The sequence below is a fragment of the Roseomonas sp. USHLN139 genome (genome assembly GCF_037145735.1).
Lineage (GTDB): Bacteria > Pseudomonadota > Alphaproteobacteria > Acetobacterales > Acetobacteraceae > Pseudoroseomonas.
In genome coordinates, this window is record NZ_JBBCWY010000039.1 from 1 (window position 1) to 223 (window position 223).

The 223-nt window shown below is 67.7% G+C and carries 1 protein-coding gene; it reads right to left on the bottom strand.

The annotated features are described in order from the left end of the window. On the bottom strand, nt 1–223 hold a 223-nt coding region (locus tag WFI16_RS26915; RefSeq protein ID WP_419900923.1), incomplete at both ends, for an EF-Tu/IF-2/RF-3 family GTPase.

The following is a 223-nucleotide window of genomic DNA, read 5'->3' on the forward strand; positions in this document are numbered from 1 at the left end:
CGGACGGTAGTTGGTGAAGAACGGCGTGTGGCGGCCGCCCTCTTCCTTCGTCAGGATGTAGGCCTCGGCCTTGAACTTGGTGTGCGGCGTGATCGAGCCGGGCTTGGCCAGAACCTGGCCACGCTCGACGTCCTCGCGCTTGGTGCCGCGCAGCAGGGCGCCGATGTTGTCGCCGGCCTCGCCGCTGTCCAGCAGCTTGCGGAACATCTCGACGCCGGTCACG